We start from the raw sequence: 5297 nt of genomic DNA on the forward strand, positions 1-5297 counted from the left end.
CACGTCGCTGGGCTAGGCCCGAGTCGAACTCGGACATTGGCGGGCCGACTACAACGATACGCGACCTCACTCGCAACTCGGATGGAAAACACCATCGGAGTTCGCCTTCACCTGCAACCCGCGACGGGATCTGGCGCTGCGCTATGCCGATGGCTCCGCGCCAGCTCCCGTCGCTACCACGGCCCAACCGGGCCAATCCAACAGCCGGAGCGAACTCAGGACTGGATAAAACTTGGGGGCAAGGTCATGCTCAATCCGCCCAGCGCGCATGGCAACAATACGATCGGATAGTGTGAGCGCCTCGTCTTGGTCTTGTGTGACGCATACGGTAGTCATACTAAACTCCTTGTGCAAACTCTTGATTTCGCTCTGCATCTGCTCGCGTAGATTGCGATCGAGTGCGCCAAGTGGCTCGTCGAGCAGAAGGATCGGTGGATCGGCTATTAAGGCACGCACAACCGCGACTCGCTGCTGCTGGCCTCCATCAATTGAGAGGGCATGCGGTCTCCCAAGCCGTCGAGATGCACGCGCGCAAGAATCCGATCGACGCGCATTGCCCTCTCGGCAGCCCTTCTGCTGCGCATTTAGAGAGGAAATTCAAGGCTGCGTCGCACACTGAGGTGGGGACACAGCGCATAGCTCTGAAAAACAATACCCTGATCGCGCCGGTAAGAGCGAACGGCCGCGACGGCGTTTCCAGCAATAAAGATTTCGTCTCGATTCGGCATCTAACAGCCGGCGAGCAACATCAATGATGACGTCTTGCCCGAGCCACTCGGACGAGAATGGTCAGGAACTCCCCTGACGGACGCTCAACGAGAGGTCCTTGACAGCAGCGAGTGCTCCATACGTCTTAGTGACATTCCGAAATTCGATTTGTGCGAGAGTCACCTCTTTCTCTATCGCTTCGTTGCAGGCATGGCGACAAAACTGTTGACAGGCACGATCACAGGACGATCAGCGAGTTTTTGACAGCTGAAGATTAGAGCATTTGGCATCATGGCTCCTCGACATGAGAGTTGGCATGGCGACCCGACGAGCCCGTAGTCGTCATGCCTCGTGATCTAAACGATCCCAGAGTCAGCTGAGAATCCACTCGTTCCAGCGTTCGCGGAGCCGCTCGAAATTGGTTTTTCCGTCAGCCCCTCGGTGACTGTACCATTTCCCGTTCATGACAATGCTGCCGGCCAAGTAGTCAGGGTGACTGGCTAGTTTGCGGGCTAGCTGCTCAGGGAGGAGCTTGAAGGCGTAGCGATTAGCAGGACCGGCTGGATAGATCTGCGACAAAGCAGCTTGGCGCTCCGCACGGGTGGCGAACTCAATGAACTTCTGTGCGTTCGCGGCATTCGGGCTACCCTTCGGAATTGCCCAGGTGTCCCACTGCAGCTTGCACTGATTCCGATTGATGGCCATTGGAGCGCCCCGGGAAACGACCAAGCCCGCTCGTCCATCATAGGACTGCATAAGATCAGCCGCCTTGTCAGTCATTATCTGCTGTATCTCGGAGCCGACCGTCCACCACTTTCGAATGTGCGGCTTGATCTTGTCCAAGCTTGCAAAAATCCGGTCCACATCCATGGGATAGATCTTGTCCGGAGCGACGCCATCGGCCAACAACGCTTCCTCCCAAGGTCCTTCACCACCACTTCGGCCAGATATCAGTGTGCGAACACCAGGAAACTTCTTGACGTCCCAGAAGTCAGCCCATGTCGTCGGCCGCGGTTTGTCAGACGGATATTTGTCTGTGTTGCAAACCATGACGAAAGAAAAGACTTGCTGTCCCACGCCGAAAGGATGTTTGACGAAATCAAGGATACCCTCCAGTTCATCTTTCTTGAAAATCGAATAATCGATCGGTTCGAGAAGACCCTTCGCCCCGGCGGCAATGGTGGAGCCTTGTGTGAGAGGAACCACATCAACCGTAACGCTCTTGGTGCTCACCATCAGCTCAAGCTGGGTAGAGGTGATTTGGTCGGTGATCGGAGTGACCTTGATCCCCGTCTCGGCCTCAAACGGTTTCACATAGGCGTCAATATAAGCCTTTGCTACGTCACCGCCGTAGACGACGACGCGCAGGTCATCGGTCGCCGCCCAAGCATTGCCGGCCATCGAACTCATGGCATTCGCTAACACGGCGGAGGAGCCGGCCTGGAGGATACGCCTGCGGTTCATTAAAAAGCTCATAATTTCGCTCCCTAGGTTGGCGATCATGTGATTGTAGTCGGCTATTATTGTTTCGAGAACAGTAAGGGCGCCTTAAAGTCGTGTTTGGTCAATTTGCACACCAGATCAGCGGGAATCTTGCGTTGGTTTAGGCCGGCCGGCGCTTTTTCGACTGCATATCAGGCCTCGCGCGCGCATCGATGCAAAGTCTAGGAGCAAATATCAAGATTTGGATATGAGCGATGCAGTGCCGAGTGAATCTGACCGCATCGCGCAATACGATGGTGGAGGGCGGCGCTTTCGTGTCGCGGGGCCATGCTCGCCAGCGTGTTCTCTCAGAGCAGCGGCGGCGCGCGGCAGTCCTTGATCGGGGGCGCCCGACAGCGTCAGCGCTTTGCGGATCAGGATCGAAGGGATGATCCGCCTTCACCAGATTGCACGTGCCGATCGGAAAGCACCTGCTCGAAATCATTGATCGGCCCCGGCGACACAACGGCCTCCTTCAGCTTCGCCAGCCAGCAGGCCACCGGCTTCTTCAGGAACAGGCCGGCAAAACCACCATGATTCCTTGCCGTGCACGCCTCTTGTTGCGCCAAATCTTTCTCCGGCTCGAGTGCAGCTCGCCTCACGTTGAATCAGAGTTCTTCACCTGAAGACTCCTTGGGGCGTTCTGGCGGGCTTAAACACGCTGCAATCGCATGCCCCCTGCGGCGTGTTATTGCCCGCATGAGGTGCGGTAAAGGGCATGCGTTGTTGTGCTCAGCGGTGCAGCGCCACGCTCGGTCACGACGACCGTTTCGCTGCACCCAAAGAGATACCCGCCCTCGCTGAACAGAATGATTGGCATGTGAAACGTCATTCCGGTCTCGATAACTTCGGTTGCCCCAGGCTCCAGACTGAGATTGCCCCGCTCGTTCCAAGGTGCGCCGATCTGATAACCGGTGCGATGCCTGAACGCGTCCGGGCGGCGGGATCGTGCGACGACTTTTCGCACGGCCGCATCCACCTCTCCCAACGTCACGCCGGGTTTCGCAGCCGCGATCCCGGCTTCCAGGGCTTCCTCCGCCAAAGCGTGCAGAGCTTCAGTTTCCGGATGTCTGCCAAGGACAGCGCTGCGAACCAAAGCGGCGGCGTAGAAATCCTTGTAGCATCCGACCTCGATCATCGCCGGTTCGTTATTGCTTAACCGATGGCTAGACGGCTTTCCGTGCGGCAGTTTGTTTCGGTCGCCAAATCCCAGCGAAACCACGTTGGCCGGCTCCCCACCAGCAAGCCTCACCGCTTCTTGAACCGCGTCAGCTACTTCAATCTCTGTCACACCGCTATGCAGCGTCTGCTGGAACGTACGAATTGCCAAGTCCGTCGTCGCCATAGCATCTCGCATGGCCCGCAACTCCAGATCGCTCTTGACCGTGGCAACAGCGGAGACGATCTTGCTTGCGTCGACGATCTTCAATTCAGGAAGTTCCGCCTGGAGGGCAAATACGTCGGCTGGCGCGAGGTTCCAACAGCCCAGCTCTAAGCCCACTCTCTTTTTCTGCAGTCCATGCTTTCGCAGCACATCGGCACAAACCTTTCCGAATTCACGCAGGTGCGTATACCCAATGACTCTCTTTACGCAACCTTCGTCACGGACGGACTGGACTTCATACTCTCGTACAACATACGTAGCAGGCAACCCTGGCGCGAGAATCAACGGAAACGGGCCAAAGTATCCACCGTAGCCGCTGTAACCGCTAAGGTAGCGAAGGTGCCCGTGCGCTGTAACCAAGATCGCGTCGAGGCCCGCGGCAGCCGCCGCGTTCAGCACTCGCTGCTGGCGCTTCTCGTATTCCGATACTGGAAACGGAAGATTAGCCCGGGGAATTGCCGATAGCTGCACAGTCACACCTGCCTCCATCAATCCTTAACATTGTCGCGCTTGATCCTACCGGCTCAGATAGACCGGCCATCCGCTACGCAAACCCAACCCTGCCGCCTCACCGCACAGACGCGAGCATCAAACGACAGAGGTGCGTGATGTCATAAACAGGCAACCGCTCTTCCCGCCGGAGGGCGGGCGCAGTCAATGGAAAGCTAGCACACTCAAGCAAGATCGCCCCGATTTCGGGGTGCTCCGCACGAAGGCTCCTAACTCGCCCAAGAACATCTCGCTCAATGTCCCGATTATCCGTTGGAGGCGGAGGGCGCCGCATCTCGTTTTGCCAGAACGCCCCCCCCTCGATACCTCCAATCACAATTCTATTAAGATCATGCGGATCATCGAGTCCAAACAAATCCTTCCCACAGTGAGACGAATCATAGGTCATCACAAGGATCTTGGCCCTCGGAGGCACAAGGCCGACCAAGCTGGGCAACAGTAGGAGGCTTGACATCCCAACTGGTACATCGACGGAAGCCGCCACCGCCGCTTGGTGTCGAACCGAAAAGCCGCAGTTGGAAGTAATGGCGACTGCACCGCGCTGCACAAGCCGCCGGGCAGCTGCAACGTAGGCGCCCTCCAGAGCAGGATCTCCCCGAACTACGTTATCGACCCACGCACCAGCTACCGTTTCAATGATGACTGGAAAATCATAAGTGTTCGGGCTGGAGAGCGCCCCCGCCGGACGAGGAGGCGACAGAGCGACTGCTGACGTTCCGCGCTCGAGACTTAGAATTCCGAGGCTGGGTGAAGCTGCTGAGGTCATTCCGTGAGTCTACAACCAGCCTAGCGTTTAAATTCGCCATCCTTTCCAGCTGCAGCGCGTTTTTTCCGCGCGGTAAGAGCAAATACGACGAAATCCAGTAGCCGTCAGCTCTTCGCAGTTGGAGCTTCGTACTACATCTCTTCCGAGGCCCCCCGGTCGGGAGGGAAGGCGATTTGATTGAGGTGCATCAATGCCATACCGCACGATCGCTGCCTAGCGAAACTGACACTATCGCCATCGAGGTAGCTCCGGCACATCGGCTCGGGCGCAAAAAGTCAGCGCCCGGCATGGTCTCCTCGGAGCCCCGAGCCCGGCCCTTCTGACCTTGCCCGTCGGGCTTAATCCAGTTTGAAGTTCGTTCTGGCCCACGACGAGGCCCAGAGCATGAAGCGCAGCCGCTTTTCGGAAGAGCAGATCATCGGGATTTTGAATGAGCATGAGGCCGGC

3 protein-coding genes and 2 pseudogenes are annotated in these 5297 nt (G+C 57.4%); 1 reads left to right on the top strand and 4 read right to left on the bottom strand.

Going from position 1 to position 5297, the window contains the following annotated elements; all coding sequences use genetic code 11:
- Positions 1-229: pseudogene (locus I6F12_RS36870) on the top strand (integrase core domain-containing protein); the annotation flags it as partial.
- Positions 230-249: 20 nt separating this feature from the next.
- Here the strand turns inward: I6F12_RS36870 and I6F12_RS36875 are convergent.
- The 4 genes and pseudogenes from I6F12_RS36875 to I6F12_RS36890 form a co-directional block, all read right to left on the bottom strand.
- A pseudogene (locus I6F12_RS36875) lies at positions 250-903 on the bottom strand (ABC transporter ATP-binding protein); the annotation flags it as partial.
- A gap of 177 nt (positions 904-1080) precedes the next feature.
- Complete coding sequence (locus tag I6F12_RS36880) at positions 1081-2184, bottom strand: ABC transporter substrate-binding protein (RefSeq protein ID WP_225158529.1); 1104 nt, start codon at positions 2182-2184, stop codon at positions 1081-1083.
- A 380-nt stretch (positions 2185-2564) separates the two neighbouring features.
- Positions 2565-2759, bottom strand: a complete 195-nt coding sequence (locus I6F12_RS36885) for a hypothetical protein (RefSeq protein ID WP_225158530.1) — start codon at positions 2757-2759, stop codon at positions 2565-2567.
- 119 nt (positions 2760-2878) lie between these two features.
- A complete protein-coding gene (locus tag I6F12_RS36890) occupies positions 2879-4051 on the bottom strand; it encodes a Xaa-Pro peptidase family protein (protein WP_225158531.1) in 1173 nt (390 codons plus the stop codon).
- Positions 4052-5297: the final 1246 nt, after the last annotated feature.

It is taken from the genome of Bradyrhizobium sp. IC4059 (assembly GCF_020193615.1).
Classification (GTDB): Bacteria; Pseudomonadota; Alphaproteobacteria; order Rhizobiales; family Xanthobacteraceae; genus Bradyrhizobium; species Bradyrhizobium yuanmingense.